The organism is Gordonia neofelifaecis NRRL B-59395 (genome assembly GCF_000192435.1).
Lineage (GTDB): Bacteria > Actinomycetota > Actinomycetes > Mycobacteriales > Mycobacteriaceae > Gordonia > Gordonia neofelifaecis.
In genome coordinates, this window is record NZ_AEUD01000007.1 from 110,645 (window position 1) to 136,929 (window position 26,285).

29 protein-coding genes are annotated in these 26,285 nt (G+C 68.5%); 15 read left to right on the forward strand and 14 right to left on the reverse strand.

What is annotated here, in order from left to right; genetic code table 11:
• Positions 1 to 43: 43 nt before the first annotated feature.
• From SCNU_RS09940 to SCNU_RS09965, 6 genes are all read left to right on the forward strand, one after another.
• Entirely contained in the window at positions 44 to 1,489 is a 1,446-nt protein-coding gene (locus tag SCNU_RS09940) for a wax ester/triacylglycerol synthase domain-containing protein (protein ID WP_040518185.1), read from the forward strand.
• A 27-nt stretch (positions 1,490 to 1,516) separates the two neighbouring features.
• Positions 1,517 to 2,014, forward strand: coding sequence for an HPr family phosphocarrier protein (locus tag SCNU_RS09945; RefSeq protein ID WP_009679235.1), 498 nt, complete (start codon positions 1,517 to 1,519; stop codon positions 2,012 to 2,014).
• Between the two features lie 82 nt (positions 2,015 to 2,096).
• Positions 2,097 to 2,690 (forward strand): mycothiol transferase, encoded by a 594-nt coding sequence (locus tag SCNU_RS09950; RefSeq protein ID WP_009679236.1) that lies wholly within the window; start codon positions 2,097 to 2,099, stop codon positions 2,688 to 2,690.
• A 114-nt stretch (positions 2,691 to 2,804) separates the two neighbouring features.
• A complete protein-coding gene (locus SCNU_RS09955) occupies positions 2,805 to 3,920 on the forward strand; it encodes a ferredoxin reductase (protein ID WP_009679237.1) in 1,116 nt (371 codons plus the stop codon).
• A gap of 103 nt (positions 3,921 to 4,023) precedes the next feature.
• On the forward strand, positions 4,024 to 5,295 hold the full coding sequence (locus SCNU_RS09960; protein ID WP_009679238.1) for a fatty acid desaturase family protein: 1,272 nt from the start codon (positions 4,024 to 4,026) through the stop codon (positions 5,293 to 5,295).
• A gap of 8 nt (positions 5,296 to 5,303) precedes the next feature.
• The gene (locus SCNU_RS09965) at positions 5,304 to 6,527 is read left to right on the forward strand and encodes a fatty acid desaturase family protein (RefSeq protein WP_009679239.1); all 1,224 of its coding nucleotides are present in this window, start codon (positions 5,304 to 5,306) and stop codon (positions 6,525 to 6,527) included.
• A gap of 87 nt (positions 6,528 to 6,614) precedes the next feature.
• Here the strand turns inward: SCNU_RS09965 and rsgA are convergent, their stop codons facing one another.
• From rsgA to SCNU_RS09980, 3 genes are read right to left on the reverse strand one after another with little or no spacing between them, the layout of a single operon-like run.
• Positions 6,615 to 7,673 carry a ribosome small subunit-dependent GTPase A gene (gene rsgA / locus SCNU_RS09970; protein ID WP_040518186.1) on the reverse strand — a complete coding sequence of 353 codons (1,059 nt, stop codon included), beginning with the start codon at positions 7,671 to 7,673 and terminating at the stop codon, positions 6,615 to 6,617.
• A complete protein-coding gene (gene aroA / locus SCNU_RS09975) occupies positions 7,670 to 8,953 on the reverse strand; it encodes a 3-phosphoshikimate 1-carboxyvinyltransferase (RefSeq protein WP_009679241.1) in 1,284 nt (427 codons plus the stop codon). The genes rsgA and aroA overlap by 4 nt, the downstream gene beginning before the upstream one ends.
• A 21-nt stretch (positions 8,954 to 8,974) precedes the next feature.
• A complete protein-coding gene (locus SCNU_RS09980; protein ID WP_009679242.1) occupies positions 8,975 to 9,358 on the reverse strand; it encodes a VOC family protein in 384 nt (127 codons plus the stop codon).
• Positions 9,359 to 9,394: 36 nt separating this feature from the next.
• Between SCNU_RS09980 and SCNU_RS09985 the strand changes: the two genes are divergently transcribed.
• Positions 9,395 to 9,862 (forward strand): NUDIX hydrolase, encoded by a 468-nt coding sequence (locus SCNU_RS09985; RefSeq protein ID WP_009679243.1) that lies wholly within the window; start codon positions 9,395 to 9,397, stop codon positions 9,860 to 9,862.
• 78 nt (positions 9,863 to 9,940) lie between these two features.
• Here SCNU_RS09985 and SCNU_RS09990 read toward each other — a convergent pair whose 3' ends face one another.
• The 3 genes from SCNU_RS09990 to SCNU_RS10000 all read right to left on the reverse strand — a co-directional run bounded on the left by SCNU_RS09990 (position 9,941) and on the right by SCNU_RS10000 (position 13,193).
• Complete coding sequence (locus tag SCNU_RS09990; RefSeq protein WP_040518155.1) at positions 9,941 to 11,023, reverse strand: hypothetical protein; 1,083 nt, start codon at positions 11,021 to 11,023, stop codon at positions 9,941 to 9,943.
• Between the two features lie 35 nt (positions 11,024 to 11,058).
• Positions 11,059 to 12,228: an aminotransferase class I/II-fold pyridoxal phosphate-dependent enzyme gene (locus SCNU_RS09995; protein ID WP_009679245.1), complete on the reverse strand. Its 1,170-nt coding sequence runs from the start codon at positions 12,226 to 12,228 to the stop codon at positions 11,059 to 11,061.
• 122 nt (positions 12,229 to 12,350) lie between these two features.
• On the reverse strand, positions 12,351 to 13,193 hold the full coding sequence (locus SCNU_RS10000) for an aldo/keto reductase (protein WP_009679246.1): 843 nt from the start codon (positions 13,191 to 13,193) through the stop codon (positions 12,351 to 12,353).
• A 130-nt stretch (positions 13,194 to 13,323) separates the two neighbouring features.
• Between SCNU_RS10000 and SCNU_RS10005 the strand changes: the two genes are divergently transcribed.
• Positions 13,324 to 13,512 carry a hypothetical protein gene (locus tag SCNU_RS10005; RefSeq protein ID WP_040518157.1) on the forward strand — a complete coding sequence of 63 codons (189 nt, stop codon included), beginning with the start codon at positions 13,324 to 13,326 and terminating at the stop codon, positions 13,510 to 13,512.
• A 21-nt stretch (positions 13,513 to 13,533) separates the two neighbouring features.
• Here SCNU_RS10005 and SCNU_RS10010 read toward each other — a convergent pair whose 3' ends face one another.
• A complete protein-coding gene (locus SCNU_RS10010) occupies positions 13,534 to 14,463 on the reverse strand; it encodes a quinone oxidoreductase family protein (protein WP_009679249.1) in 930 nt (309 codons plus the stop codon).
• A gap of 224 nt (positions 14,464 to 14,687) precedes the next feature.
• Between SCNU_RS10010 and SCNU_RS10015 the strand changes: the two genes are divergently transcribed.
• On the forward strand, positions 14,688 to 16,178 hold the full coding sequence (locus SCNU_RS10015; RefSeq protein ID WP_009679250.1) for a flavin-containing monooxygenase: 1,491 nt from the start codon (positions 14,688 to 14,690) through the stop codon (positions 16,176 to 16,178).
• Positions 16,179 to 16,188: 10 nt separating this feature from the next.
• Here the strand turns inward: SCNU_RS10015 and SCNU_RS10020 are convergent, their stop codons facing one another.
• Together SCNU_RS10020 and SCNU_RS10025 are read right to left on the reverse strand one after the other, a co-directional pair.
• Positions 16,189 to 16,563 carry a DUF5313 family protein gene (locus SCNU_RS10020; RefSeq protein WP_009679251.1) on the reverse strand — a complete coding sequence of 125 codons (375 nt, stop codon included), beginning with the start codon at positions 16,561 to 16,563 and terminating at the stop codon, positions 16,189 to 16,191.
• A 9-nt stretch (positions 16,564 to 16,572) separates the two neighbouring features.
• Entirely contained in the window at positions 16,573 to 17,319 is a 747-nt protein-coding gene (locus SCNU_RS10025; protein ID WP_009679252.1) for an SOS response-associated peptidase, read from the reverse strand.
• A 41-nt stretch (positions 17,320 to 17,360) separates the two neighbouring features.
• Between SCNU_RS10025 and SCNU_RS10030 the strand changes: the two genes are divergently transcribed.
• Positions 17,361 to 18,146 carry a sigma-70 family RNA polymerase sigma factor gene (locus SCNU_RS10030; protein WP_009679253.1) on the forward strand — a complete coding sequence of 262 codons (786 nt, stop codon included), beginning with the start codon at positions 17,361 to 17,363 and terminating at the stop codon, positions 18,144 to 18,146.
• Positions 18,143 to 18,439: a mycothiol system anti-sigma-R factor gene (rsrA, locus tag SCNU_RS10035; protein ID WP_009679254.1), complete on the forward strand. Its 297-nt coding sequence runs from the start codon at positions 18,143 to 18,145 to the stop codon at positions 18,437 to 18,439. Before SCNU_RS10030 ends, rsrA begins: the two co-directional genes overlap by 4 nt.
• Positions 18,440 to 18,515: 76 nt before the next feature.
• Here the strand turns inward: rsrA and SCNU_RS21120 are convergent, their stop codons facing one another.
• Positions 18,516 to 18,590 carry a 50S ribosomal protein bL37 gene (locus tag SCNU_RS21120; protein WP_371865352.1) on the reverse strand — a complete coding sequence of 25 codons (75 nt, stop codon included), beginning with the start codon at positions 18,588 to 18,590 and terminating at the stop codon, positions 18,516 to 18,518.
• 123 nt (positions 18,591 to 18,713) lie between these two features.
• Between SCNU_RS21120 and SCNU_RS10040 the strand changes: the two genes are divergently transcribed.
• On the forward strand, positions 18,714 to 18,935 hold the full coding sequence (locus SCNU_RS10040; protein ID WP_009679255.1) for a biotin/lipoyl-binding carrier protein: 222 nt from the start codon (positions 18,714 to 18,716) through the stop codon (positions 18,933 to 18,935).
• Positions 18,936 to 18,973: 38 nt separating this feature from the next.
• The gene (locus tag SCNU_RS10045; RefSeq protein ID WP_009679256.1) at positions 18,974 to 20,515 is read left to right on the forward strand and encodes a sensor histidine kinase; all 1,542 of its coding nucleotides are present in this window, start codon (positions 18,974 to 18,976) and stop codon (positions 20,513 to 20,515) included.
• Between the two features lie 78 nt (positions 20,516 to 20,593).
• Here the strand turns inward: SCNU_RS10045 and SCNU_RS10050 are convergent, their stop codons facing one another.
• The gene (locus SCNU_RS10050; RefSeq protein ID WP_009679257.1) at positions 20,594 to 20,848 is read right to left on the reverse strand and encodes a WhiB family transcriptional regulator; all 255 of its coding nucleotides are present in this window, start codon (positions 20,846 to 20,848) and stop codon (positions 20,594 to 20,596) included.
• A 255-nt stretch (positions 20,849 to 21,103) separates the two neighbouring features.
• The gene (locus SCNU_RS10055) at positions 21,104 to 22,051 is read right to left on the reverse strand and encodes a diacylglycerol/lipid kinase family protein (protein WP_009679258.1); all 948 of its coding nucleotides are present in this window, start codon (positions 22,049 to 22,051) and stop codon (positions 21,104 to 21,106) included.
• A 67-nt stretch (positions 22,052 to 22,118) separates the two neighbouring features.
• On the opposite strand from SCNU_RS10055, the gene SCNU_RS10060 reads away from it, so the two are divergent.
• Together SCNU_RS10060 and SCNU_RS10065 are read left to right on the forward strand one after the other, a co-directional pair.
• On the forward strand, positions 22,119 to 22,544 hold the full coding sequence (locus SCNU_RS10060) for a hypothetical protein (protein ID WP_009679259.1): 426 nt from the start codon (positions 22,119 to 22,121) through the stop codon (positions 22,542 to 22,544).
• 51 nt (positions 22,545 to 22,595) lie between these two features.
• Entirely contained in the window at positions 22,596 to 23,387 is a 792-nt protein-coding gene (locus SCNU_RS10065; protein WP_040518188.1) for a ParA family protein, read from the forward strand.
• Positions 23,388 to 23,408: 21 nt separating this feature from the next.
• Here SCNU_RS10065 and SCNU_RS10070 read toward each other — a convergent pair whose 3' ends face one another.
• Positions 23,409 to 24,668 carry an Rv3212 family protein gene (locus SCNU_RS10070; RefSeq protein WP_009679261.1) on the reverse strand — a complete coding sequence of 420 codons (1,260 nt, stop codon included), beginning with the start codon at positions 24,666 to 24,668 and terminating at the stop codon, positions 23,409 to 23,411.
• A 35-nt stretch (positions 24,669 to 24,703) separates the two neighbouring features.
• Positions 24,704 to 26,284: a DEAD/DEAH box helicase gene (locus SCNU_RS10075; RefSeq protein ID WP_009679262.1), complete on the reverse strand. Its 1,581-nt coding sequence runs from the start codon at positions 26,282 to 26,284 to the stop codon at positions 24,704 to 24,706.
• Position 26,285: the final 1 nt, after the last annotated feature.

A 26,285-nucleotide genomic window follows, 5' to 3' on the forward strand; every position in this document is an offset into this window, starting at 1 on the left:
GATGCGCTCGCCGCCCGGGCGTCGGCATAAACTCGACGGCATCATGGTGAATCGGCTGTCGCCGGACGAGGCGATGTTCTACTTCCTGGACGGGTCCGGGACCACGGCGCATCTCGGCGCCGTCCTGATCCTCGACCCGAGCAAGCTGCCGAAGGGCGACGCCACCACCGTCGACTACCACTCGCTGGTGTCGCTCGTGGAGAACCGTCTGCAGCTCGCTCCGCGGTACCGGCAGGTCGTCACCGAGGTGACGCTCGGCCTCGGTCGTCCGGTGTGGGTCGACGACCGCGAGTTCGACATCAACTACCACATCCGGCTGTCGGCGCTGCCGCAGCCGGGGAGCGCCGACCAGCTCCAGGAACTCGTGTCGCGGCTGATGTCGCGGCCCCTCGACCGAACGCGGCCACTGTGGGAGATGTACCTCATCGAAGGTCTGAGCCGCGGTCGCGCGGTGATCCTCACCAAGACCCACCGCTGCCTGCTCGGCGGCGCCGACAACCCAGAACTGAGTGAAGTGATCTGCGACGACGTCGCCGACGCCGAGCCGATGGCCGAAGACCTGTGGATGCCCGGACATCCCCCGGGAGCGGCCTCGCTGACCGTCGGCGCCCTGGCCGAGGCCATGGCGCGGCCGGGTGAGGTGGTCGACTCGGTGCTGCGTGGCAACGGACCCGTCGCGGATCTGTGGTCGGTGGCGGACAAGTCCGTTCGTTTCGTCAGCGACGCGGTCAGCCAGATGGTCAACTCCGCCCCCGACAGCCCGCTGAACACCGTCACCACCTCGTCCCGGCTGTTCGCGTTCTCCTCGGTCTCCCGCCGAGACCTCGAAGCCGTCGCGCGGCGATTCGAGTGCTCGTTCAACGACGTCGTCCTCGCGATCCTGACCGGAGTGCTCCGCCGCTGGTCGCTCTCGGTCAAGGACTCGGTCGGCCACGGCGAGACCATGCGCGCGACCATGCCGCTCGCCGCACGCGACCCGGAGACCGTCGAAGGTGAGCCGACGGGGACCTGGATCGTGGTCGGGGGCACCGAGTTCGTGACCGACCTCCCGGTTGGCGAGGACGCGCCCGCGGTGCGTCTGATGCAGGTGGCGGGTCTGGCGGACCGATACTCGCAGTCCACCCGCCGGATGACGCGCGGGCTGCGGCCGCTGCTGCCCGAGATCGGGCTGGTTCCGTTCGCGGACTTCTCCACGCGCGCCTTCGCCGGTCTGTTCCAGCGTTCGTACAACGTCCCGATCTCGATGAGCGCTCGGCGGATCGGCCGCAAATTCGTCGGCGGCATGCCGATCACCGGAATCTTCACCATCCCGACGCTCGCCGCGCAGCGTGCCCTGGGAATCAGCGTCAACGAGTACGCCAATCAGGTCCAGTTCTCGTTCATCGCCGACCGTGCGGTGGTCGTCGATCTGCCCGCGATGTCCCAGTACGTGACCGAGTCGCTCGACGAACTGCTCGCGGGCGGCCAGTCGTTCGGCCGCGACCACTGACAGTTCTCAACCCAGGAAAGAGACTTCATGCGTGTGTACCTCCCGGCCACCCTCGCGATGATCGAGAAACTGGTCGCAGAGCCCGGCAGCCCCTTCGAACCGGTCGGTGGGACCGGATTCGCGCTCACCCCAGCGCTGCGGGAGGCGTATGTGGCGGGCGACGACGAGGAGCTCTCCGAGGTGGCGCTTCGCGAGGCGGCGCGCGCGTCGCTGCGTCTGCTGGCAGTCGACTCCTCGGACCTGCCGGTGCGCCGGGTGGTCGTGGTCGCCGAGGCGGAGGCGTCGCCGCGGCCCGATCTGGACGACGCCGTGGTCAAAGTCGCGGGTGCCGTCCCGCACGGAGACATCGTCGCCGTGCACGTCGACGGGGCCGACGCCGAGCAGGCCGTCCGTGCCGCGGTCGCGGTGATCGACGAGGCCGACCTCGGTGACGAGGACGGTGAGCTCGCCGTCGGCGACGTCGAAGACCACGACCTCGGCTGGTACGCGACCCAGGAACTGCCGTTCCTTCTCGAACTTCTGTAGAAAGTTTTCGCTACCGGACAGAAACTGTCCGGTTAGCTTGCGATTCTGAATGGGCAGAGCACGACGAACCCAGGAGGACAGCATGTACGCACCTGCCCGAGACGATGAACTCACCGGCCTCATCAACTACGCGGATCAGCAGCTCGGAGCACTTCGCGCGGCGGCCTACGGACTCACCGAGGAGCAGGCCCGCGAGACGCCGTGCCGGAGCGCGCTGTCGATCGGCGGTCTGCTCAAGCACATCGAACGCGGCATGCGCGGCGCCGTCGCTCAGCTGAACGGGACCGCGGCCGAACTGGTGCTCGACGAGTCGACCTTCGCCGAATACATGGGGAGTTTCGCACTCACCGACGACGAGACGGCGGCAGGCATGATCGAGCGGTTCGACGCCGCCCGAGCCGAGTTCCTGGACGCGATGCGCAGCAGTGATCCGGACGGCGACGCGATGGCGCAGCCGGCTCCGTGGGCGGGCATCTACGAGCCGCGCCCGATGAAGAACCGCTACTTCATGTGCCATCAGGTCGAGGAGTACGCCCGCCACGCGGGCCATGCGGACATCATCCGCGAGCAGATCGACGGACTGTCGGTGGCGACCCTGGAGATGAGCCTCGCGGGCGCACCGGCCAACCAGTTCTTCACGCCCTTCGAGCCCGAGCCCGGCACCCTTCTGGCCTGATTCGGGACGCCGGTCACTCGCTCCCCATTCGCCCTGGCCGCCCCGAAACGCTAACCTACGGAATCGTAAGTTACGTGTTCCGGGGCGGCCCGGAACCTGCGGAGGAGGCACGAGATGGCGTGGCGCGAACGATTCGAGGCACCGGCGGCCGATGTCGCGGCGAAGCACAAGCGCGCCAAATGGCTGCGTGCCGCAGTCGCGCGAGTGACGACGCCGCTGCTGCCCGACGACTACCTGCATCTCGCCAACCCGCTGTGGTCGGCGCGTGAGCTGCGCGGAAAGGTCGTCTCGGTGACGTCGGAGACGGCGGACAGCGCGACCATCGTCATTCGGCCGGGATGGGGATTCTCCTTCGACTACCACCCGGGTCAGTACATCGGTATCGGCGTGCTGGTGGACGGCCGCTGGACGTGGCGGTCGTACTCGCTGACCTCCGAGCCGGCGTCGTCGCGGGCCGAGCACACGGTCTCGATCACGGTGAAGGCGATGCCCGAGGGCTTCCTGTCGTCGCATCTCGTCAGCGGCCTGGAGGCGGGCACCGTCGTGCGTCTGGCCGCTCCCGCCGGTGAGTTCGTCCTGCCCGATCCGTTGCCGGAGAAGCTTCTCTTCGCCACGGCGGGCAGCGGTCTGACGCCGATCATCTCGATGCTCCGGACGATGCGGCGTCGCGGCCAGCACGTGGACGTCAAGGTGCTCCACTCGGTGCCGACCGCCGACGATCTGCTGTTCGGCGACGAACTCCGCGAGATGGAGTCCGAGGGGCTGATCGATCTGCACCTCCAGTTCACCCGGACCGACGGCAAGATCACGCCCGCCCAGCTGCGGTCACTGTGCCCGGACTGGGCTGAGCGCGCCACATGGGCGTGCGGCCCGGGCGGGTTCCTCGACATGCTCAGCGAGCAGTTCGCCGAGGCCGGAGTCGTCGATCGCCTGCACATCGAGCGGTTCGCGTTGGAACGCGGCGCGCACGGCGCCGAGGGCGGCGTGGTCACCTTCGGCACGCCCGACCGGCAGATCGAGGCCGATGGCGCCACCACGTTGCTCGAGGCGGGTGAGCAGGCCGGCGTGCTGATGCCGTTCGGCTGCCGGATGGGCATCTGCCAGAGCTGCGTGGTGATGCTCGACAAGGGCTGCGTCCGGGACCTGCGCACCGGTGTCGAGCACGTCGAGGGTGAGCGCATCCAGACCTGTGTGAGTGCGGCGGCGGGCGACTGCACCCTCGACGTGTGAATCCGTGCCTATGACATGGGCCACGTCGGCCACGGGTAGACAGCCTACGGAACCGTAACCTACGCTTACGTAAGTTACGAAGTCGTAGGCAACGAGGAGTGGCATGGCGATCTCCGACATCCCCGAATACGCACACCTGACCGACGCTGACGTCGAGGAACTGGGTGCGAAGCTCGACCAGATCCGCGCGGACATCGAGGCGGACCGCGGCGTGCGCGATGCGCGGTACCTCCGCAACACCATCGCTTTCCAGCGGACGCTGGAGATCACCGGACGTGCGCTGATCTTCGGTGCGCGCAAGCGCGGACTGTGGTGGGCCGGTGCATCGGCACTCGGCGTCGCCAAGATCGTCGAGAACATGGAACTCGGCCACAACGTGATGCACGGTCAGTGGGACTGGATGAACGACCCCGAGGTGCACTCCACCACGTGGGAGTGGGACAACACCGGTCCCAGTGCGCACTGGAAGCACACGCACAACTACATCCATCACAAGTACACGAACGTTCTCGGCATGGACGACGACGTGGGCTACGGCCTGCTGCGCGTGACGCGTGATCAGCGCTGGAAGCCGTTCAATCTCGGCAACATCGCATACAACACGCTGCTCGCCCTCGGCTTCCAGTACGGCGTCGCCGCACAACACCTCGAGTTGGGCCGCAAGCGTCGCACCCAGGCCGAGAAGGACCAGTTCCAGCAGGACCTGCGTGACGTGGGCGCCAAGATCGGCCGCCAGGCCGGCAAGGACTACATCGTCTACCCGGCGATCGTCGGCGCGGCGACGCGGTCGCGGACCGGTGCGCGCAAGGCCTTCACCGCGAACCTGATGGCGAACGTGATCCGCAACGTGTGGTCGAACGCCGTCATCTTCTGCGGCCACTTCCCCGACGGGGCCGAGAAGTTCACCAAGCAGGACGTCGACAGCGAGACTCGCGGCGAGTGGTACCTGCGACAGATGCTCGGCAGCGCGAACTTCCGTTCCGGCCCGGTCCTCGGGTTCATGAGCGGCAATCTGTCGTACCAGATCGAGCATCACATCTTCCCGGACCTGCCGAGCAACCGGCTGCCGGAGATCGCGGTGCGAGTTCAGGCGCTGTGCGCCGAGTACGACCTGCCGTACACCACGGGGTCGTTCCCCGTGCAGTACGCGAAGTCGTGGCGGACCATCGCGAAGCTGTCGCTGCCGAACGACTATCTCTCGGGCACCGTCGACGACGCGCCGGAGACCGCATCGGAGCGGCGCTTCAAGGAATCCGCGGACCTGCGTCTCGTGTCGACCGTCGATCCGGTGACCGGACGTCGCAAGGGCCTCAAGACGGCGATCACCGGACTCAAGGAGCGCCGGAGGAGCCGCCGGTCACCCGCGCGGGCATAATGTGATTGATGGCCATTTCAGATATCAATGAGTACGCGCACCTGACAGACGCCGACGTCGAGGCGCTGGGCGCGGAACTCGATATGCTGCGCCGGGAGATCGAGTCCAGCCTGGGTGAGAGGGACCGCCGCTACCTGCGGCGGACCATCTACGCCCAGCGCGGGCTCGAGGTCCTCGGTCGGCTGGCCCTGCTCGGCAGCCACCGTCGACCGCTGTGGCTGCTCGGCACCGGCGCCCTGTCGGTGGCCAAGATCATCGAGAACATGGAACTCGGCCACAACGTGATGCACGGCCAGTGGGATTGGATGAACGATCCCGAGGTGCACTCCACGACGTGGGAGTGGGACATGGTGTGTGCGTCGCCGCATTGGAAGCACTCGCACAATTTCATCCACCACAAGTACACGAACGTGGTCGGCATGGATCACGACGTCGGGTACAAGATCCTGCGGGTGACCCGCGACGAGCCGTGGGAGCCGCGGCGGGCGTTTCAGCCGCTGTTCAACGTGATGCTCGCCGCGACTTTCGAGTGGGGCATCGGGCTGCACGATCTCGAGCTGAAAGAGGTCATCGCCGGACGCAAGCCGATGGAGAAGGCGCGCCCGGAGATCAAGCTTTTCGCGCGGAAGATCGCCCGGCAGGTCGGTAAGGATTACGTGTTGTTCCCCGCGCTGTCGGGCCCGAACTTCGTGCACACGCTCACCGCGAACCTCACCGCGAACTTCATTCGCAATCTGTGGGCTTACGTGGTGATCTTCTGCGGCCACTTCCCGGACGGCGCCGAGAAGTTCACCATCGCGACGCTCGACGACGAGACTTCCGGGCAGTGGTATCTGCGGCAGATGCTGGGATCGGCGAACTTCGAAGCCGGTCCGGCGCTGGCGTTCATGAGCGGCAATCTCTGCTACCAGATCGAGCATCACCTCTACCCCGACCTGCCGAGCAACCGACTCGCCGAGATCTCGGTGCGCGTGCGCGAGTTGTGCGAGAAGTACGACCTCCCGTACAACACCGGCTCGCTGTCCATGCAGTACCTGCGGACGCTGCGCACGATCAACAAGCTCGCGTTGCCCGACGGTCTGCTGATCGCCACCAGCGACGACGCCCCCGAGACCGCGTCGGAACACCGCTTCGACGGTCTGCCCAAGCGCGGCGGCGGGCTGAAGACGGCGCTGGCGCAGGTGCGCGAGCGCCGTCGCGCCAGGCGTTCCCGGCGCGCCGCCGCTCGTTGAGCGAGCGCACCACCACCGCTGGTTGAGCGAGCGCAACCAGCGGGCGGGGGGATGGCTCCTCAACCCAGCGGGTGGGCCGAGCCGCTCTCAACCCTCCGGCGGGGACACGGGTGTGTCGTCCGCGCCGGACGAGGAGACCGACGCCAGCAGTTCCCGCACCGCCATCGCACGGCGGTGCGAACTGCCGGTGAGCGCGTCGAGCGCGCACTCCGGGTCGGCGGGCGGTCCGAGGTGCGTGCATCCGCGAGGGCACGTCTCGATCGCCTCGCGGAGATCGTCGAAGGCGTCGATGATCTGGTCGGGCGTCACGTGTGCCAGACCGAACGAGCGGATCCCCGGTGTGTCGACCACCCAGCCCCGAGGTGCCGCTCCTGGCTCCGCGCCGGGCAGCGGCAGGGCGACCGACTGGGTGGACGTGTGACGGCCCTTGCCGACACCGGACACCTCGCCGGTGGCGCGGTCGGCGTCCGGTACCAGGCGGTTCACCAGCGTCGACTTCCCGACGCCGGAGTGTCCGATCAGTGCGGTGAGGCGGCCCTCGAGGGTCTGCCACAGCGCATCGAGGTCGTCGTCGCGGCCGGCGGTGACCACCGGCAGTTGAAGATCGGCGAAGTGCGCGGTGAACTCGTCGGGCGCGGCGAGGTCGGACTTGGTGAGGCACAGGACCGGTGTCAGACCGCCCGCATAGGCTGCAGCCAGGGCCCGCTCCACGAATCCGGTGCGCGGCGGCGGATCGGCCAGCGCGGTCACGATCAGCAGCTGATCGGCGTTGCCAACGACGATGCGCTCGTAGGGGTCGTTGTCGTCCGCGGTGCGGCGCAGGACGGTCGTTCGGTCGGCGACGCGGACGATGCGGGCCAGAGTGTCGGGCCGGCCGGACAGGTCGCCGACCACGCCGACCTGGTCGCCGACGACGATCGGCGTGCGGCCGAGTTCGCGGGCGCGCATGGCGACCACACGTCGGTCGGGGTCGCCGTCGAGGACGCAGCCCCATCGGCCCCGGTCCACCGACACGACCATCGCGGTCTCCGCGTCGTCGTGCGCGGGACGGTTCTTGGTGCGCGGACGGCTGCCCTTGCCGGGCCGGATCCGCACGTCGGACTCGTCGTATGTCCGGCCGCGAACGGTCGCCGCGCGGCGACTCAAGAGGCCGTCCCCGCCATCGCTTCCCACATCTTCACGAAGTCGGGGAGGGTTTTCGCGGTGGTCTCGACGTCCTCCACCGCGAGGCCTTCGACCCGGAGGCCGAGCAGGGCTCCGGCGGTCGCCATGCGATGGTCGGCGTAACTGCGCCACAGCTCGGCGTGCAGGTCCACGCGGTCCCGCCCGGTGATGACCAGTCCGTCGGCGGTCTCCCGGCAGTCGCCGCCGATGCGGTTGATCTCGGTGCTCAGGGCGGTCAGCCGATCGGTCTCGTGTCCGCGCAGGTGGGTGATGCCGCGTAGCGTCGACGTGCCCTCGGCCAGCGCGCAGAGCGCCGCGATCGTCGGCGTCAACTCTCCGACGTCGTGGAGGTCGACGTCGATGGCCGTCGGTCGGGCGGAGCCGCGCACGGTCAGCAGTCCGTCGGACCGGTGGTCGACCTCCGCGCCCATCTGCTCGAGGATGCCGAGGACGGCGGCGCCGGGCTGGGTGGTGGTGACGGGCCATCGCGGGACGCTGACTCGGCCGCCGGTGGCCGGTGCGGCGGCCAGAAACGCCGCGGCGTTCGAGAGGTCGGGCTCCACGGCCCAGTCCACCGCTCGGACGGTCGTGGGGGCGATGCTCCATCGCGTGGAGCTGGCGTCGAAATCGACTGTGACTCCGGCGGTCTCGAGCATCTCGACGGTCATCTCGATGTGCGGCATGGACGGCACCGGTGCGCCCGAGTGCGTGATCTGCACGCCTGCGACGAACCGGGCGCCCGACAGCAGGAGGCCGGAGACGAACTGGGAGGACGCCGACGCGTCGATGGTCACCGGGCCGCCGGCGACCGAACCCGTGCCGTGCACGGTGAACGGCAGGCCGCGGCCGTCGATGCTCGCGCCGAGTGAGCGGAGGGCATCCAGCACGGTGTCGAGCGGGCGGCTGCGCGCCTGCTCGTCGCCGTCGAACGCGACGTCGCCGTCGGCCAATGCCGCGACGGCCGGGAGGAACCGCATGACGGTGCCCGCGAGTCCGCAGTCCACCGCTCCGGCGTGCAGGGGTTGCGGTGTGATGTCGACGGTCGTCGGATCGTCGGAGTGGAAATCGACGCCGACGCCGATCGCCGCGAGCCCGTCGAGCATGAGATCGGTGTCGCGGGAGCGCAACGTTCCGGTGATGCGCGACGGACCGTCGGCCAGCGCCGCGAGAATGAGCGCGCGGTTGGTGATCGACTTGGAGCCGGGAAGGTCGACGACGGCGTCGACGGGACGGTTGAGGAAGGGCGCGACCCAGTTGCTCATGGGTTTCAGTCTCTCACGCCGCTATTCGCGCACATCGCGACGCAAGGGATGGTCGGCCGGGATCTCGACGACGATCAGGCGGCGACCGTCGGGGTCGCTCGCCGTCATCTCGATCAGTCCCCACGGCTTCGTCTCGGGGCCGGCGACGATCGGCACTCCGGCCGCGCCCAACTCCTCGGCGGTCGCGGCGACGTCGCGTACCTGCAGCCACAGGACGTCGCCCGCGTCGACGTCGGACGACGTCGCCATGTGCGCGGGGATCTCGATGAGGCTCGTGCCCGCGTGGAAGACCGTGCCGCCGGGGTACTCACGGGCGATCGCCAGGCCCAGCCGGTCGCGGTAGAACGCTGTGAGCGCGACGGGGTCGCGCGAGATCAGCAGGGTGCGGCTCGAGAGGATCTCCATGCCGACGACACTAGTCGGCCGCACTAGGCTCGACCCATGTCGAAGGCTCAGACCAGCGCGGGGATCCTGCTCTATCGGCGTGACGGTGCGGCCCTCGAGGTGCTGCTCGTGCATCCCGGCGGTCCGTTCTTCGCGCGCAAGGACGACGGCGCGTGGTCGATCCCGAAGGGCCTGCTCGACGACGGTGAGAATCCGCTGACCGCGGCGCGCCGCGAGTTCGCGGAGGAGACCGGGCATCCGGCGCCTACCGGTCCGGCGCACGACCTCGGCGAGGTCCGCCTCCGGAGCGGGAAGCGGGTGGTCGGATTCGCGGTCGAGGGCGACCTGGACGCCGACGCGATCGTCAGCAATACCTTCGAGGTGGTCTGGCCGCCGAGGTCCGGCAAGACGCAGGCGTTCCCGGAGGTCGACCGTGGCGGATGGTTCTCGCTCGACGAGGCGCGCGTGAAGCTGAACCCGGCGCAGGCGGCGTTCGTGGACCGGCTGGCGGCCGCGGTGGACTGACACTCTGCGCTCCACGATCTTTTTGTCGGGTTGTGGATCGTGGCGGTCGAGGACTCGACACCTCTCGGGCGGCGCACGTCAGGACGGGCGTACGACGTCGGCGGCGCCGGTGACAGAGATGCCGCCGTCTTTCACGCCCGGGAGCCAGGGGAGGGGGATCGGCCCGAGCAGTCGATCGCCGGTGCGCAGGTCGTACTCGGCATAGGTGGGCGCCGCGCGCTCGGTGACGGCGAGGACTTTGTCGGCGCTGATGAACAGTCGGGTGTCCCGCTCTTCGAGAGGAAGCTGCCACACCTTACGCAACGTCGTTGCAGAGCCGGAGAGCGGCAATCGGTACGCCGCGCGCTGTGAGTCGATCAGGTAGAGATCCTCGTCGAGGCGGGTCACGCTCCGGTTGCTGAGGAACACGTTCCCATCGGTGCCGGTCAACGGCCGTGACGTCGTGCGACCGCTTCGCGAATCGATCGTGACCAGGGTGGGGCCGGCGACGGCGTCGATTGGCTTGATGAGGGTGATCAGGTCACGCCCGTTTGCGGCGCACACCAGCGGCAGTTCGTTGTACGCCTTCGTCGGAAGGTCAACCGGCACGGTCGACGGCGGTCCGGGCAGGCGATGCAGCTGAACGCGGGTCGACGCACCTCCGGCCTGGGCGGTTCCCGCATACCATCCGTCGTCGCAGTGACCCGCCATCACCAGCCTGCCGGGGACTTCGGAGCCGAAGGGTTCGCGGTCAGGCGAGACCAGGACGTATTCGGTCGTGTCGAATGTGTTCCACATCATCGCGTGCCCAGCTGCGACGTCCACCGCGGAGCCGACGATATGCCGTCGTCCACCGGGGCCCGTCAGGGTCGTGCCTTCGGCTCGCAGCACGACCGCGCCATTGCCTGCGATCCCGAAGAGACCGTCGTCGAGTCGTGCGACGGTCGAGCCGTATTCGTTTCGCCCGGTGATCCGCCCGACCTCGTCCCCGTTCGCGTCGAATGCGACGATCACGTTCTCGGCCGACGTCGGGTCGGGGAGAAGTACCTGGCCGACCGAGATCGCAGCGATGGCTGCTGGTGGCAGCGCGGTCATGTCCGGGGGCGAACTCGAGCAGGCGGTGGCACCGAGCAGGATCGCGAGCGCGACCGCTGTCACCCGGGTGCGTCGTCGAAGGCGCATGCGACATTCTTAGCTTCTGCGACAGAACTCTGCCGTCAGATTCGGTTGAGCAGGTCACCGAGTCGGTCGATCGCGAGGCTGAGATCCTCCTCGGACGCCGCGTAGCTCAGCCGGACGAACTGATCGGCGCCGGCGTCGCCGAAGTCCTTTCCGGGCGTGAGTGCGACGTGCGCCCGCTGGAGCGCGGTCTCGCAGAACTCGCTGGACGTCAGTCCGGTCTCGCTCACGTCGACATAGACGTAGAACGCGCCGTCGGGCCGGACCGGGACGTCGAGGCCGATGCGCTCGAGTCCGTCGAGCACCAGCTGCCGCCGAGCGCGGAACTGAGCGCGGCGGTCCTCGGCGAGCGCGAGGGTCTCGGGCTCGAAGCAGGTGAGGGCGGCGATCTGCGACGGCGTCGGCGGGCAGATGTAGTAGTTCTGCGCCAGCCGTTCGGCGACGGGGATCATCTCCTCCGGCACGATCGCCCAGCCCAGGCGCCAGCCGGTCATCCCGAAGTACTTGGAGAAGCTGCCCGTCACGATCGCGCCGGGGTCGTCGGCGGCGATACTGTGCGGCGGCCCGTCCGGACCGTCGTCGGCCAGACCGAGGTAGATCTCGTCGACGATCCGCCAGCCGTCCCGATCGGCGACCGTCGAGCACAACCGGGTCAGCTCGTCGTAGGGGATCGACGTGCCGGTCGGATTCGACGGCGTCGCGACCATGACGCCGCGGGTGTCCGGGCCCCACTCGGCGGCGACCGTCGACGCGTCGAGCTGGAATCGCGACTCGGGCGTGGTCTGCAGCAGTCGGACGCGGCCGCCGAAGCTCTCGGCGAACCGCCGGTTGCACGGATAGGAGGGATCGGCGACCAGGATCTCGTCGCCGGGGTCGATGAGCGCCGCGCACGACAGCAGCAGCGCGGCCGAGGCGCCGGTGGTGACGACCACCCGCTCGGGTGCCACCTGGGCGCCGAACTTCTCGGCGGTGAACTGCGCGATCGCTGCGCGGAGCTCGTCGAGGCCGAGGGCTCCGGTGTAGGCCAGGGGTCGGCCGTCGCTGATCCGCCGTACCTCGCGGAGGAACGCGGGCGGAGCGCCGAAGTCGGGTTCGCCGATGTTGAGCTTGACCACGTGCACGCCGGTGGCCTCGAGCGCCGCGGCGTGCTTGCCGAACTCCATCGCGTAGAACGGCGTGACGGCTTCGGCGCGGCGCGAGAACTTCATGCCGTCGATGCTATGCGGGCTGTCCGGTGGGACAGAATTCCCCGCTCGCGTGCGGCATCGCCTCCGAGGGTCGATGCCGCACGCGAGCGGGGAACTCGATGCGGGCTATCGGAGCAGGCGACTCACTCCGGAATCCAGTTGAACTCGTCCGGGTTCGGTCCGCGGCGACGGTCGGCGTCGAGCGCGTCGATGCGCGAGACCTGATCGGCGGTCAGCTCGAAGTCGAAGATGTTCCGGTTCTCGACGATGCGTGACGGGGTGGTCGACTTCGGGAAGACGATGTTGCCGAGCTGGATGTGCCAGCGCAGCACCACCTGTGCGACCGTGCGACCGGTCTCCGCCGCGATCGCCGTCAGCACCGGATCGCCCAGCACGTCGCCCTGCGCGATCGGCGACCACGCCTCGGTCTCGATTCCCTTGCTGCGGTTGAACTCTCGCAGCTCCACCTGGGACAGGTACGGGTGCACCTCGATCTGATTCACCGCGGGGACGATGTCGGTCTCCGCGAGCAGCCGCTCGAGATGCCCGATCTGGAAGTTCGAGACGCCGATCGCGCGGGCCTGCCCCTCCGCGTGCAGCTTCTCCATCGCGCGCCAGGTCTCGGTGTAGTCGCCGACCGCGGGCATCGGCCAGTGCACGAGGTAGAGGTCCATCGCCCCGATGCCGAGAGCGTCGACGCTGCGGGCGGTCGCCTCACGAGCGACCGCGGGGTCGTGAGCGTTGTTGTTGAGCTTGCTGGTCACGAAGATCTCGCTGCGATCGAGGCCCGACTCGCGCACCGCCTCGCCGACCTCGCGCTCATTGCCGTACATCTGCGCGGTGTCGATGTGGCGATAGCCGGCCTCCAGCGCGCCGAGGACCGCGGCCTTCGTGTCGGCGGGGGCGATCTGGAAGACGCCGAATCCCAGCTGCGGGATGCGGACGCCGTTGTTGAGGGTGATCTCCGAAATCGTGTTGTCAGCCATTCTTCGTGCAACGTCACCCGAACCCGCCGGTATTCCGGGCTCGCGGAACCGCTGGGGGAGGACCCTGAACTTTCCCTGGTATCAGCGGTCCAGGGGTGACATCTAGGCGCCGAGGGGCCACGGTTGAAGCATGAGTACAAACCTCGAACCCCGGAAGTCCAACAGCACGTCCATCTGGAAGATCGTGCTGATCGTCATCGCCGTGCTGATCGCGCTGTCGATCATCGGACCGCTGCTCAAGGCCGCTTTCTGGGTGGTCCTGATCGGTCTCGCGATCGTCGGCGCCGGAGCGCTGTTCTTCGGCGGCAAGAAGTCCTGACCGGCCGGAGTCGCGTACGCCTCAGCGCGGTTCGAACACGAACTTGCCGCGCGGATGAGCGCCCAGCAACTCGTCGAAGGCCGCGCCGGCGTCGGTGAAGCCGAAACGGCGGGCGATCTCGACCGTGATGCGGCCGGACGCGGCGTCCGTCAGCAGCGGCTCGACGGCGGCGCTCCGATGATGGCGGCTCTGCTCGCTGCTGCCGTCGATGACGACGATGCCGTCGTCGACCCGGCCCCACGCCGCGATGCTCACGATCCGATGCGGCGCCACCAGCTCCAGCGAGACGTCGATCGCCTCATCGGTGCCGACGGTGTCGATGACCGCGGTGATGCGCTGATCGCCGCGCGCCTCCCGGACGGCGTCGGTCAGTCCGTCCCCGTAGGGGACCGGTATCGCGCCCTGGGCGCGCAGGTGGTCGTGGTTGCGGGGCGCCGCGGTGGCGATCACCGTCGCGCCCGCGGCCAGCGCCTCGGTGACGACGATGGAGCCGACGGCGCCCGCGCCGCCATGGACCAGCACCACGTCGTCGCCGGTGACACCGAGGGTTGCGAGGGTGTCGACCGCGGTCACGCCGGCGAGGAGCAACGACGCGGCCTCGGCGAATCCGAGCCCGGCCGGCTTGCGGTGCACCCGGTCCTCACCGGACACGACGTACTCGGCCAGCGTCGCCGACGCGGGGTAGACCACGACCTCGTCGCCTGCCTTGAACTCCGATCCGGGACCCGCCGCGTGAACCACGCCGGCCGCTTCCGCACCGGGGGAGAGCGGTAGGTTCTCCGGCTTGGCGCCGAGGAATCCGCGGACCAGCTTCACGTCGTAGGGGTTGAGGCCGGCGGCGCGCACCTCGACGACGACCTCGCCCTTTCCGGGCTTCGGGATGTCGACGTCGGTCACCTCGAGTACGTCGCTGGGATCGCCGTAGCCGGTCGCGATGAGCTTCTTAGCCATGATGTGTATCAACTCTCTTCTGTCGCAATTGGATTCGCATGGGCGACGGTGAAGGCGGGCCGCCGGTCGAATGCGGCTGAGGCGCGATCCGCACGGCTCCATCATGCCAATTCGCTCGTCGGCGGCAACCGGGGTGCGACACCGGCGCGGGTCTGTTCATCGTCGACGGGTCGGGTTAACGTGTACTTCACGTCACACTAACTCGTTCGGGATTGGAGACGGTCATGGCTGAGGGGCCTGTCGATCACGAGGTCGTCATCGTCGGAGCCGGCTTCGGGGGGATGGGTGCCGGGATCGAGTTCAAGCGTCTGGGCGTCGTCGACATCGCGATCCTGGAGCGTGAGGACGACCTCGGCGGCACGTGGCACGTCAACCACTACCCGGGACTGGCGGTGGACATCGCGTCGGTGACGTACTCCTACTCGTTCGAACCGAACCCGTTCTGGTCTCGGCTGTTCGCGCCGGGTGCCGAGCTCAAGCGCTACGCCGAACACGTGGCCGACGCCTACGACCTGAGGCGCCACATGGAGTTCGGCGTCGTCGTCGAGAGCGCGGAATGGGACGACGACGCCGGCCGTTGGACCGTGCACACCGCTGACGGATCGAGTCGCACCGCGCGCTACCTGGTCACGGCGACCGGATTCCTCTCCCAGCCCCACACCCCGGACTTCCCGGGGATGGACACATTCGCGGGCGACGTCATCCACACCACCGCGTGGCGCGACGGGTACGACTTCGGCGGCAGGCGCGCGGCCGTCATCGGAACCGGGGCGACGGCGGTCCAGCTGATTCCGGAGATCGCGAGGACGGCACGGGAGCTGACGGTCTTCCAGCGCACGCCGATCTGGGTGGTGCCGAAGGTCGACTTCCCGATTCCGCGTCCGGTCCAGCAGATCTTCGCGCGGATCCCGGCGGCGCAGAAGGCGGCCCGAGTGGTCAACACGTCATTGCTCGAGATGCTGATGGTCTTCGGCGTCCTGCACTACAAGCAGGCCAAGCCGGGCAATCAACTGGCGGCGCTGCTGGCGAAGACCCACATGCGGCTGCAGGTCCGCGATGCGGCGACGCGCAGAGCGCTGACACCGCACTACGACTTCGGCTGCAAGCGGCCGACCTTCTCCAACACCTATTTCCGGGTCTTCAACCAGCGGAACGTCCACCTCGAGACCGGCACCATCGAATCGGTGGTGCCCAATGGAATCGTCACGGCGGACGGCACGCGGATCGATGTCGACACCCTGGTCCTGGCGACCGGCTTCAACCTGTGGGACGTGAACTTCCCCGCCTTCACGATCATCGGCCGCGACGGTCGGGACCTCGGCAAGTGGTGGCGCGACGGCCGGTTCCAGGCGTACGAGGGCATCACCGTGCCGAAGTTCCCGAACTTCCTGACCCTCAACAGTCCGTATTCGTACAGCGGGCTGTCGTACTTCACGACGATCGAGGGGCAGATGAAGCACATCGCGCGGCTCTTCGGCGAGATGCGGCGACGGGGCACGTCACGCTTCGAGGTGACCGAGGCCGCGAACGCGAAATTCCTCGAGCGCGCGACCAAGAACCTCGAGTCGTCCGTGTTCTACGCGGGCGACTGCTCGACCTCGCGCAGTTACTACTTCAACCAGCACGGCGAGGCGACGTTGCTGCGCCCGAATGCGACGCTCACCACGCTCCACGAGCAGGGCAGCTTCCCGCTCGGAGACTACGAGTACGCGTGAGTGCGGCCCGCTACCGTCCGTAGCGCTCGCGGTACTCGTCGTGGACCGAGTCGGCGCGCTGAATCTTGACCTTGTCCAGCAGGGATGCGTCGAGGCCGTTGTTCACCAGCAGATGTCTGCGGTAGACGCGGCTGAGCGCGATCTGGAAATAGAGGAACGGGATCAGCAGCAGCACCACCATGCCGAGCTTCACCCAGAGCGGTCCGGGGATGAACAGGAAGGCGACGAACAGCGGGATCACCGGGATCAGCCCGCGGATCACGTAGCGCCGAATGTGTCCGGGACCGGTGAGGTCTTCGAGTACCCAGTCCCGCATGGACGCAGGCAGCGGTCGGCCGAGGAGATAACCGATCTTCTGCAGGAATCCGGGACGTTCAGCGCTCATGAGCAACGACTATCCCACGCTGTTGACGGGTTCGAGAAGTTCGGGGCCGTTGTTGGCGACGCGGTTCACCAGGTCGGATACCTCACGGATCTCGATGGCGTCGACCAACTCGGCGGCGGGCGGCGCGAGATACGACGGGTCGACGGCGTGGTCCGGGTCGAGCCACGCGTCCCAGTACTCGACGGGCATGATCAGCGGCATCCGGTGGTGCACCGACTCGAGCGGGCCGACAGCGTCGGTGGTGATGATGGCGGTGCTCGACACCCATTGAGAGTCGTCGCCGGCGGCGCGGGCCTCGGCGGGGCGCCACGCCGCCCACAGTCCGCCCATGAAGAGCCGGGTGCCGTCGACGGGCGACATGTAGAAGGGGATCTTGGTCGGCTTGCCGTTCGGTCCGGCCGGCCCGGCCTTCCACTCGAACCAGCCGTCCATCGGCACCAGACATCGTTTGCCCGTCAGCGACCGGCGGAACGCGGGCTTGTCGGCGAGGGTCTCGGCGCGGGCGTTGAACAGCAGGGGACCCTTGCCCAGTTCCTTGGTCCAGGACGGCACCAGGCCCCAGCGCATCGCGCGAACCCGGCGCGCGGCGTCGTCGTCGGGGCTGCCGTGCTCGTGCCGCTGCACAACCGTCATCACCGTCGCGGTGGGCGCGACGTTGTACGACTCGTGGACGACGTCGCCGCGCACCTCGTTCACGGCGTCGATCTCGGAGGCCAGTCTGGCCGGGTCGGTGGTGACTGCATAGCGCCCGCACATACCCTCCATGCTGGCACGGCGGAACAAACCACGGCGCACCGTTGTTGACCGAGTCGATGATCAAGGATTCAGCAGGGATCACCGACGAGGAAGGTGGCGCAGAAGTGGCCGCAGCAACACTGAATCGCGGTGCGACCGTCCGCGGCAGGCCGGACGGCGCCCGTTCGGCACGCGGATCGCTAGACTTGGTGGAGCACATTTCCAGCGAAGGGAAGTTCGTGTCATCTGAGAGTCAAGCATCGGCCGAGACCCCGGAACAGCTCACCGAGCGTTTCGAGCGCGACGCCCTGCCGCTCCTCGACCAGATGTACGGCGCCGCGCTGCGCATGACGCGCAATCCCGCCGACGCCGAAGACCTGGTCCAGGAGACCTACATCAAGGCCTTCTCTGCGTTCAAGTCGTTCCGGGAGGGCACCAACCTCAAGGCGTGGCTGTACCGGATCCTGACCAACACCTACATCAACTCGTACCGGAAGAAGCAGCGGCAGCCCGCGCAGTACCCGACCGACGAGATCACCGACTGGCAACTGGCCGCGACGGCCGAGCATTCGTCGACAGGTCTCCGATCGGCTGAGATCGAAGCGCTCGACGCGCTCCCGGACGACGAGATCAAAGAGGCGCTCAGCAAACTGCCGGAGGACTTCCGGATGGCGGTCTACTACGCCGACGTCGAAGGCCTTCCGTACAAGGAGATCGCCGAGATCATGGACACCCCGATCGGCACCGTCATGTCCCGACTGCATCGCGGTCGGCGCCAGCTACGCGATCTGCTCGCCGACGTCGCACGCGAACGCGGCTTCGGTCGTACCAGCGAGGTGGCGAAATGAGCGCGAACGACGAGAGCGAGTTCGAGAACCTCGACTGCTCGGCGGTACTCGCCGACATCTGGCTGCTCCTGGACAACGAGTGCGACGCCGGCGCGCGGAGCCGACTGGAAGGCCACGTGAACGCCTGCCCGTCGTGCCTCGAGCACTACGGCGTCCAGCAGCAGCTCAAGGCGCTCATCAGCCGTAAGTGCGGCGGTGAGCACGCACCCGACGGCCTGCGCGAGCGCCTTCGCGTGGAGCTCCGCCGCTCGGTGACCGTGCGGCAGACCACCTATCGACTCGAGTCCGACTGACTCCCGAGCTGAGAACGACGAAGCGGCCCGGTTCCCTGGAGGAACCGGGCCGCTTCGTCGTCGCTGAGTGCGAGACTCAGGCGTTGGGACGCTTGCCGTGGTTGGCTGCGTTCTTCTTACGACTGCGCTTCTTACGTCCGCGCTTGCCCATGACGGACCTCCTTCGATCGTGCGGGCCGGTGTGCGACGATGATTATTTCACGTCCGCGGGCATCGGCGGTAATCACGCCCACACGCGAACGCGCCGAACGCCCGCTCGGTTACCATGTCTTCCATGGCGGAAGACGTGGTCAATGAAATCGTTGCGACTGTTCTCGAGGTCTCGGCGCAGGCCGGACAGCGCGTCGATGTGGGCGACACCCTGGTGCTGCTCGAGTCGATGAAGATGGAGATCCCGGTGCTCGCCGAGGACGCGGGTGTGCTGTCGGAGGTCAAGGTGAACGTCGGTGACGTGATCCAGGCCGGCGACATCATCGCCACCTACCAGCAGGACTGACACGAGCCGGGTCCTCGGGCCCGAGCCGAGCCGCACCGATGGCAACCCTCACCGATCTGCTCGCCGAGCACACGACGCTGTCCGCAGCCGCGGCCGAACACCTCCAGCGGCTGGTGGCCGAATGGCAGTTGCTCGCCGACCTGTCCTTCGCGGACTACCTGCTGGCGGTCCCCGGTGAAGGCGGCGTGGGCGGCCCAGGGACGAGCGGACTCGTCTACGTCGCCCAGGTGCGTCCGAACACCGCGTCGACGGTGTTCCCCCGCGACGAGGTCGGCCATCGCGTCGACCTGCCGGCCAGCGCGCAGGGCGCCAATCCGTTGATGGCTGCGGCGCTGCACTCGGGCGTCATCGAGCGCGAGGGCATCGCCACGCGTTTCGGCAACGTGCTCATCGAACGCACGGCGATCCCGGTCGGCTTCGGGGGACAGGTGATCGCCGTCCTCGGCCGGGCTGGCGACGCTTCCGATCCGCGGCCGCCGTCGCCGCTGGAGTCCGCCTACCGCGATGCCGCGGAGGCCCTGTGCCGGATGGTCGTCGAGGGCACGTTCCCCCTCGACGAGGCCAACACCCTCGGTCTCTCCACACCGCGCGCAGGCGACGGTTTCATCCGCATCGAGGCGGGCGGCACCGTGACCTATGCCAGCCCGAACGCGTTGTCGGCGGTCCATCGCATGGGCTGGACCACCGACCTCGGCGGCTCCCGCGTCGCCGACGTCCTCGCCGCGCTGCTCACCGACCCGTTCGAGTCGGCCGATGCCGCCGCGATGATCGCGGCGGCATCGGGCACTGTCGACGCCGCGCGTCTGCCGTCTCCCGACATGGCCTTGCGGATGGAGCTCGATGCCCGGCGCGCCACGGTGCTGCTGCGCGCGGTACCGCTGCGCTCGCAGGGGCAGTCCCGGGGAGCGGTCCTGCTGATCCGGGACGTCACCGAGGTCCGGCGCCGCGATCTCGCGCTCATCAGCAAGGACGCGACGATCCGCGAGATCCACCACCGCGTCAAGAACAACCTGCAGAGCGTCTCGGCGCTGCTGCGTCTGCAGGCGCGGCGGTCGGGTAACCCGGAGACCACCGCGGCACTCGGCGAGGCCGTGCGACGCGTCTCGTCGATCGCATTGGTCCACGAGATGCTCTCCGGAAGCGTCGATGAAGAGGTGGATCTGGACACGGTCGTGGACCGGCTGGGATCGTCGCTCGTCGACGTGTGGCTGCCGGACGGCGGCACCCGGGTCGCGGTACGCCGGGAGAACCGGCTCGGGGTGCTGCCCGCGGATCTGGCGATGCCGCTGGTGATGGTGCTGACCGAGGTGATCCAGAACTCCATCGAGCACGGCTTCACAGCGGGGCAGGAGGGCGCCGAGATCGTGGTCGGAGCGGTGCGGGACGTCCGCGGACTGCGCGTGACCGTCACCGACAACGGGTGCGGTCTGCCCGAGGGCTTCGACTTGGCGGCGTCGGACCGCCTGGGCCTTCAGATCGTCCGGACGCTGGTCTCCAACGACCTCGGCGGGCAGATCGAGATCGCACCGATGCGGGACCGAGCCGGGACTCGCGTGCGGCTCGACATCCCGCTGCACTGACCGCGCCGGCACCGACCGGAGGACGCGAGAAGCCCCGGTCGTCGACCGGGGCTTCTCGAGGGATTTCCAGCGGGTGCGTCAGACGGCGCTGCGGGCGCGGGTGCGCGCATTGCGGCGCTTCAGCGCGCGGCGCTCGTCTTCGCTCATTCCGCCCCAGACGCCGGCGTCCTGACCGGTCTCGAGGGCCCATGCCAGGCAGTCCGCGGTGACGGGGCAGCGCTGGCAGACGAGCTTGGCGTCAGCGACCTGGGCAATCGCAGGGCCGGACGTGCCGACCGGGAAGAACAGCTCCGGGTCCTCGTCGCGGCAGATAGCCTTATGGCGCCAATCCATTACTAACTCCTTCTAAACCTCTGCGGCGTTCTCAGCACGCGTTGCATCATCGTCGAAATTTCGACTTGGGTTGCAATACCGAATTCACCTGGCTTGGGGCGCAAGACGTCGCTTGGCAGGGGGTGGGTGATTGCGTCAATATCCGTTGTACTACTGTGCGCAGCCGCTTGGCTATAGTTCTGAAGTGAATGCCGGATAGATCACAAGGGGTTGGCAACTGGCCTAACTCATGCTTACCGGCCAGTAGCGAGCAGGTTAATCGGCCTTCGGCGGAGCGACGACATCGAGGACCGCGCGCCGGTATCCGAACTCCATCTTGTCGAAAAGGCCCAGGTAATCGCCGTCCATCTGGACATCGGCGGGCTCGGGGGAGGTGAACCGCACCCAATCCACGTCGTCGTTGCGATAGAGGTGCCGGGCCTTCGGCTCGGTTCCGGCCAGAAGGCGACTTCCGAGCACGATGTTGCGCGGCACCGACACGGATGTGGCGGCGAAGATGCCGAGCCCGTGGTCGAAGTCGGTACCGGGGTTGGTCCGGATCTCCCGGGTGCCCAGATAGGTCCAGGGGCCGGTGTTGCTCACGAAGCCGAATCGCACTCCGTCGACGGGTTCGTGGCCGGGGACTTCGACCGTGAACGTCGGCGAATCGATGGACGGCTTGAGGAACGATCCGACAGTGGTACGCAGATAGCGGCCCGCCGTCGCCTTCTTGCCCCGGTGACGCAGCTCCTCCATCCGCCGGACGACGATCGCGTCCATGCCCATGCCCGCGTTGAACAGGAACCAGCGGTTGAGGGTGTGGCCGAGACTGATCGACCGGCGCTGTCGTCGATCGAGGATCGACATGAGCTGCGCGGTGGCCCGGAGCGGGTCGCGATCGATGCCGAGTGCTCGCGCGAAGACGTTCGCGCTGCCGCCGGGAACGACGCCGAGCGCGGGCAGTGCGGACGGGTCGCGAGGAAGCGAGTCGGGCGAACCGAGGATCCCGTTGGCCGTCTCGTTCACCGATCCGTCACCGCCGTGGACCACCACCGCGTCGTATCCCTCGGCGGCGGCGCGTGCGCCGAGCTCGCCGGCGTGTCCGCGGTGCGTCGTATGCTCGACGTCCACGTGGTAACGGGAGTCGAGGGTGTTGACCAGCGCATCACGGCCCTCGGGCGTCGTGAAGGTGGCGAACGGGTTGGTGATGAGCATGACGCGCACGAGGTCACACGATATCGGTCGCGGGGCCGATTCACGAACCGGGCCGCTGTCGCCATACCCTGGAGTAGTGAGCAGTTCCGATCCCGTCCGCCCCGCCCTCAGCGTTCCGAGCACCCTTCGCTGGGCCGGTTACGTGACCGCCGTGCAGGGAGCCGTCGGCCTGATCGTCGCCGTCGTCCTGGTCGTCCGTGAGGCCGCCGGGCACCACGAGGCGGCGATCAGCGGTTACGGCACCGCCGTCTGGTTCACGGTGATCGGTGGCGGCGTGTGCGCCGGCGGAATCGCGTTGACGCGCGGAAGGCGTTGGGGCCGAGCGGTTTCCCTGATGGCGCAGATTCTCTTGCTGCCGGTGGCGTACACGCTGATCACCGGAAGCGGCCAGGCGGTCTTCGGCGTGCCGGTCGGCGTCGTCGCGCTGGGGGTGCTCGTGCTGCTGTTCGCGCCGGCTTCGCTGACCTGGTTGAACGCCGACGACCTGCCCCCGGACGCCTGAGCCATAAGCCTGACCCGATGGCATGACGAAGGCCACCGTATGGTGGTGGCCATGACGCGCACCCTAGCCATTGCGAATCAGAAAGGTGGGGTGGCGAAGACCACCACCACCGCGTCGGTCGGCGCAGCCCTGGCCGACAAGGACGTCTCCGTCCTCGTCGTCGACCTGGATCCGCAGGGATGTCTCACCTTCTCGCTCGGGCACGATCCGGATCAGCTCACGAAATCCGTGCACGACGTCCTGATCGGCGCGGAGGACATCGCCGACGTGCTGCTCGACACCGACGACAATGTGACGCTGCTGCCCGCGACGATCGACCTGGCGGGCGCCGAGGCGCTCCTGCTGATGCGGCCGGGGCGCGAGTACGCGCTGAAGCGGGCGCTCGCCGAGGTGGCGCAGGACTACGACGTGGTGCTCATCGACTGCCCGCCGTCGTTGGGCGTCCTCACGCTGAACGGGCTCACCGCGGCCGACGAGGTGGTCGTCCCGCTGCAGTGCGAGACGCTGGCACACCGTGGAGTGGGCCAGCTGCTGCGCACCGTGACCGAGGTCCAGCAGATCACGAACCCCGACCTGAAGATGCTGGGTGCCGTGGCGACCCTGTTCGACGCCCGGACCACGCACAGCCGCGATGTGCTCTCCGACGTCTCCGACCGCTACGAACTGCCGGTCCTCTCCCCGCCGATTCCGCGCACCGTCCGCTTCGCCGAGGCGTCCGCGTCCGGGGCGTCGGTGATGCGCGGCCGCAAGAACAAGGGCGCGTCGGCTTACCGCGACCTCGCCGACAATCTGTGGGAGTCCTGGCAGGGCTCCGACGTGCGCACGTACGAACCGGAGCTCTGAGCGAGGACACCGGCAGGCGGTTCAGCCGAGGGCGACGACCTCGGTTCCGCGCTGCTCGATGATCGACTCGCCGAGGACGCGGAGCGACACCGGTCCGACCACCTGCCCGCGGTCGACGGGGATGCGGAACTCGTCGTGGCCGTCGTACGCGCGCCGGACGCTGATCGCGCCGGGCATCGGCACCAGCAGCTGACCGGACATCACCGCCCCCGGACCGATCGCGTCGGCGACCTGGAACAGCGGCGTGCCGTTGGACGCGTCGAGGACCACGGTGGCGCGGCCCGTCCAGAACGACACCACGCCCTGGTCGACGATCGGATCGCTGCGTTCCGGCGCCTGCGCGTCGCCCGCGACGGGATGCTCGCTGCGTGACTCGGCCTGGGGCGTGAACAGGCGGATGCGGGGGCCTGTCGGCGCACCCACGGTGCCCGAGGGATCGCCGCCGCCGTCGTAGACGGTGATCGTGGAGTCCGTCGCGGCCACCACCCGCGGCGCCGGGCCGGTCGCCGAGGTGGTGATGAGGGTCGACCCCCACTGCCGGATCTTCTCCTCGCTGGTCAGGTTCGAGCTGAGGACGGTCAGCCGGTAGCCCGCATCGCCGTCGCACCGCTCGATGATCGCGACGCGATCGGCGCCGGACACGGCTGAGTAGAGGCGGCAGCCGGTCCGGTCCGGTGCGACGTCGGGATTGACCGGTGCCGAGACGCGGCCGTACTCGATGCCGCGGACCAGGTTCGACCCCCAGGTCTCCAGTCGAGTCGGTCCGTACAGCAGTGCGTAGCCGGTATCGGCGGACAGGTGGACGGTCGGATCCGCGTCACTCGTGCGAGCGGCGTGACGGACGCCGTCGGCCGCGCGCAGCGAGGTGACCTCGCTGCATCCCCGGGCGTTGCGATACACGGCGAGCACGTCGTCGTCGCCGCCGGACCAGGCCGCGGCCGTCGCGCACAGCGGGAGGTCGCGCCGATAGCTCCAGAGGGCGCTCCCGTCGGCGGGTCTGCGGGCGGTGACCGTCCCGTCGACGCCGGTGACGACTGATCCACGCGTGATCTGGGGGACGGTCGTCACGTCGGACCGCGCCGACCATTTCACCGTCACTCCGCGCGGCACGTTCTCGGCGGGCAGTTGGATCGGCGCGGGTTCGGCGGCGGTGACCGACTCGGTCCGCCGAGCCGAACTGGTCCACCAGACGACGACACCCGCCGCGATCACGATCACCGCGATCAGTGCGGTGACGATGAGATCGGTGCGGGTGCGCCGTTCGGGTTTGATCCGTGCCATTCTCGCGAGAATAGGCGAAAGCGGGTCGGCTGCGGCTACTCGGCGGCCGCTGCGGGCGCGGCGCCGTCGCCGGACTTGGCTCCACCGCTCCGACGACGCCTGCGCCGGCGCGGCCGGCGCGCCTGTCCGTCGGTCTCGGACTTCTCGTCGTCGGTCGCCGATGCGTCCGTCTCGGGCTTCGCGTCCGGCGACGCAGCGGCGCCGTCGGACGACTTGCCTCCGCGGGTGCGCCGGCGCTCGCGCTTCGGGCGGTCGGTGCGCGGCGTGCGGGGCTCGCGGCGCTCGTCCGAGGAACGGGCGGGGGCGCCGATGCGGCCGGTGGCGTCGTCGGGGATGCCCAGCTGCTCGCGCAGGTGATCGGAGGTCGAGTAGGTCTCGACCGGGTCGGCCATGTCCAGCCCGAGGGCCTTGTCGATCAGCTCCCAGCGGTGCAGTTCGTCCCAGTCGACCAGGGTGATCGCGATACCGGTGCGACCGGCGCGGCCGGTGCGGCCGATGCGGTGGACGTAGGTCTTCTCGTCGTCCGGGCACTGGTAGTTGATGACGTGCGTGACGTCGTCGACGTCGATGCCGCGGGCGGCGACGTCGGTGGCGACGAGGACGTCGATCTTGCCCTCGCGGAACTTGTTCAGCGCCTTCTCACGGGCCACCTGGCCGAGGTCGCCGTGGACCGCGCCGACCGAGAAACCGCGCTCGGCGAGATCATCGGCGACCTTCTGGGCGGTGCGCTTGGTGCGGGTGAAGATCATGGTCGCGCCGCGTCCCTCCGACTGCAGCACCCGGGCGACGAGCTCGGCCTTGTCCATCGCGTGGGCCCGGTACACGTACTGGGTGGTGCGCTCGTGGACGGCCGAGTCGTTCGCGTGCTCGGCGCGGATGTGCGTCGGGCGATTGAGGAAGGTGCGTGCCAGCGTGACGATCGGTCCGGGCATGGTGGCGGAGAACAGCATGGTCTGGCGGTCGGTGGGCAGTGCGCCCATGATGCGCTCGATGTCCGGCAGGAATCCGAGGTCGAGCATCTCGTCGGCCTCGTCGAGCACCAGGACGCCGACCTTGCCCAGGACGAGATGTCCCTGCTGCGCGAGGTCGAGCAGGCGGCCCGGGGTGCCGACGACGACGTCGACGCCGGTCTGGAGCTCTTCGATCTGCTGCTCGTACGGGCGGCCACCGTAGATCGAGGTGATCTTGAGCGGGCGGACGGTGCCGTCCGTGAGGGTCACGTCGACGCCCTTGGCCGCGACCTCGAGGTCTTCGGTGACCTGCACGCACAGTTCGCGCGTCGGCACGATGATCAGGGCGCGCGGGGTGTTGTCGAGGCCGCGCAGGCCGGTCGACTCGGCGTTGACGAGCCGGTGCAGCAGCGGGACGCCGAAGCCGTAGGTCTTGCCCATGCCGGTACGGGCCTGGCCGATGAGGTCGGAGCCGCCCAGCGCGAGTGGCAGGGTCAGCTCCTGGATCGCGAACGTCCGGGTCTTGCCGTCGGCCTCCAGGGCCGCGACGATCGCCGCGTCGACGCCGAGCTCGGCGAAGGTGGGGGCGGTGTGGTCCTCGTCGACGATCGTAGTCTGGACGTCGTCGTCGGCGGTGGACTGGTCCACCGTGGAATTCGTGGTCATA

Excerpts from the sequence above, each read along its gene's own strand:
- SCNU_RS09940 (WP_040518185.1), top strand. The coding sequence starts at position 44 with ATGGTGAATCGGCTGTCGCCGGACGAGGCGATGTTCTACTTCCTGGAC.
- SCNU_RS09945 (WP_009679235.1), top strand. The coding sequence starts at position 1,517 with ATGCGTGTGTACCTCCCGGCCACCCTCGCGATGATCGAGAAACTGGTC.
- SCNU_RS09950 (WP_009679236.1), top strand. The coding sequence starts at position 2,097 with ATGTACGCACCTGCCCGAGACGATGAACTCACCGGCCTCATCAACTAC.
- SCNU_RS09955 (WP_009679237.1), top strand. The coding sequence starts at position 2,805 with ATGGCGTGGCGCGAACGATTCGAGGCACCGGCGGCCGATGTCGCGGCG.
- SCNU_RS09960 (WP_009679238.1), top strand. The coding sequence starts at position 4,024 with ATGGCGATCTCCGACATCCCCGAATACGCACACCTGACCGACGCTGAC.
- SCNU_RS09965 (WP_009679239.1), top strand. The coding sequence starts at position 5,304 with ATGGCCATTTCAGATATCAATGAGTACGCGCACCTGACAGACGCCGAC.
- aroA (WP_009679241.1), bottom strand. The coding sequence starts at position 8,953 with ATGAGCAACTGGGTCGCGCCCTTCCTCAACCGTCCCGTCGACGCCGTC.
- SCNU_RS09980 (WP_009679242.1), bottom strand. The coding sequence starts at position 9,358 with ATGGAGATCCTCTCGAGCCGCACCCTGCTGATCTCGCGCGACCCCGTC.
- SCNU_RS09985 (WP_009679243.1), top strand. The coding sequence starts at position 9,395 with ATGTCGAAGGCTCAGACCAGCGCGGGGATCCTGCTCTATCGGCGTGAC.
- SCNU_RS09990 (WP_040518155.1), bottom strand. The coding sequence starts at position 11,023 with ATGCGCCTTCGACGACGCACCCGGGTGACAGCGGTCGCGCTCGCGATC.
- SCNU_RS09995 (WP_009679245.1), bottom strand. The coding sequence starts at position 12,228 with ATGAAGTTCTCGCGCCGCGCCGAAGCCGTCACGCCGTTCTACGCGATG.
- SCNU_RS10000 (WP_009679246.1), bottom strand. The coding sequence starts at position 13,193 with ATGGCTGACAACACGATTTCGGAGATCACCCTCAACAACGGCGTCCGC.
- SCNU_RS10005 (WP_040518157.1), top strand. The coding sequence starts at position 13,324 with ATGAGTACAAACCTCGAACCCCGGAAGTCCAACAGCACGTCCATCTGG.
- SCNU_RS10010 (WP_009679249.1), bottom strand. The coding sequence starts at position 14,463 with ATGGCTAAGAAGCTCATCGCGACCGGCTACGGCGATCCCAGCGACGTA.
- SCNU_RS10015 (WP_009679250.1), top strand. The coding sequence starts at position 14,688 with ATGGCTGAGGGGCCTGTCGATCACGAGGTCGTCATCGTCGGAGCCGGC.
- SCNU_RS10020 (WP_009679251.1), bottom strand. The coding sequence starts at position 16,563 with ATGAGCGCTGAACGTCCCGGATTCCTGCAGAAGATCGGTTATCTCCTC.
- SCNU_RS10025 (WP_009679252.1), bottom strand. The coding sequence starts at position 17,319 with ATGTGCGGGCGCTATGCAGTCACCACCGACCCGGCCAGACTGGCCTCC.
- rsrA (WP_009679254.1), top strand. The coding sequence starts at position 18,143 with ATGAGCGCGAACGACGAGAGCGAGTTCGAGAACCTCGACTGCTCGGCG.
- SCNU_RS10040 (WP_009679255.1), top strand. The coding sequence starts at position 18,714 with ATGGCGGAAGACGTGGTCAATGAAATCGTTGCGACTGTTCTCGAGGTC.
- SCNU_RS10045 (WP_009679256.1), top strand. The coding sequence starts at position 18,974 with ATGGCAACCCTCACCGATCTGCTCGCCGAGCACACGACGCTGTCCGCA.
- SCNU_RS10050 (WP_009679257.1), bottom strand. The coding sequence starts at position 20,848 with ATGGATTGGCGCCATAAGGCTATCTGCCGCGACGAGGACCCGGAGCTG.
- SCNU_RS10065 (WP_040518188.1), top strand. The coding sequence starts at position 22,596 with ATGACGCGCACCCTAGCCATTGCGAATCAGAAAGGTGGGGTGGCGAAG.
- SCNU_RS10070 (WP_009679261.1), bottom strand. The coding sequence starts at position 24,668 with ATGGCACGGATCAAACCCGAACGGCGCACCCGCACCGATCTCATCGTC.
- SCNU_RS10075 (WP_009679262.1), bottom strand. The coding sequence starts at position 26,284 with ATGACCACGAATTCCACGGTGGACCAGTCCACCGCCGACGACGACGTC.